Raw genomic sequence first — 1,357 nt, 5'->3', positions numbered from 1 at the left:
TTCCAATAGTGCTCTTTTTAAATCTGCCTGCCAATATTTCCAGGTGTGATTACCTTCAAATTCTTCATAGAAGCAAGGAAATCCTTTTTGGTTTAATAATTTATGCAGTTCCCGGTTAGGTTCTATAAAGTTTGCACGATTTCCATCTGTCGTGGGAACATCGGTTTCCTCGGTCCCAATTACATGATAAAGTTCTAGGAGATGCGGGTTCTCAAAATTACGGACAGCATCCAATACTGCTTCATTTGCTAGCGGAGACTGCATGATGCACTTCCCAAATGTATGAGGATATTGAAGAGCAGCCAATAAAGAAACAGTGCCACCAAGAGAGTCACCGATTAAAGCACGACCATGCCCCATTTGATAGGTTGGAAATTCATCATCTAAAAACGGAACAAGTTCATGGGCGAGAAAACGTATGTATTCAACGTGCTGTTCCCCATCTGGATGATATTTACGCCTGCGGTCAAATCGATCTTTATAAGGAATACCGACGACGATGATATTCTCAATTTCATCGTTCCCTAATAGTTCATCGGCTACGCGACCAATCCGTCCCATCTGAAAGTAATCACGGCCATCCTGAGCAATGACAAGCGAATATTTATATAGTGGAGAAAAATTAGCAGGCAAGTAAACAAGTAGCTCCAATTCTTCTGCTAAAGCTTCACTTTTAAACATGTACTCTTTTATTGTGCCTTTGCGTAAACTCATTCTTCCGCACCTCTATAATTAATAATGAAAAACCACTTACTTGGCTATTTTATCACAGCTTCGTATCTTTTTCTCGTGACAAGAATTTCAAATAGAAAAATTTCATTATATTTTCTAAAAATTTAAAATATAAAATGCTATAATGATAGGATATAGAAAAATATTACAAAAAAAGAGGTGGCAGAGAAATGACAGATGTACACGTACACAGCAGGGAAGTAACAAGAGCGGCAAAGCAAACATTAATAGAACGTGGTGTCAGTGTGGAAGCCATTGCAGAAATTGTTTATGAATTGCAGTTCCCTTACAAAGCTGATTTGAAATTGGAGGAATGCATTCGCAGCGTAGAGCGCGTTCTTTTAAAAAGGGAAATTCAACATGCTATTTTAGTCGGTGTGGAGCTTGATAAACTTGCTGAGCAAAAGAAGTTATCAGAACCACTGCAATCAATTGTTGAATCGGATGAAGGCTTGTTCGGAGTGGATGAAACCATTGCCTTTGGTGCAGTTCTAGGCTACGGAAGCATTGCTGTAACAACCTTTGGACATTTAGATAAAAATAAAATAGGTGTCATTCACGAACTGGATAAGAAGCAAGAAGGAGTCGTTCATACATTCCTGGATGATATCGTTGCAAGTATTGC

2 protein-coding genes are annotated in these 1,357 nt (G+C 38.7%); one reads left to right on the top strand and one right to left on the bottom strand.

Annotated elements, in window-relative coordinates; genetic code table 11:
• Positions 1-714: alpha/beta hydrolase (locus tag AC1DUW_RS29050; protein ID WP_477644216.1), on the bottom strand; the 714-nt coding region annotated here is incomplete at its 3' end.
• Between the two features lie 188 nt (positions 715-902).
• Here AC1DUW_RS29050 and AC1DUW_RS29045 point away from each other — a divergent pair.
• A partial coding sequence (locus AC1DUW_RS29045; RefSeq protein ID WP_477644215.1) for a phosphatidylglycerophosphatase A family protein occupies positions 903-1,357 on the top strand: 455 nt, incomplete at its 3' end.

Source organism: Peribacillus sp. P4_C12 (genome assembly GCF_056402095.1).
This window is presented reverse-complemented; position numbering and strand designations above follow the sequence as displayed.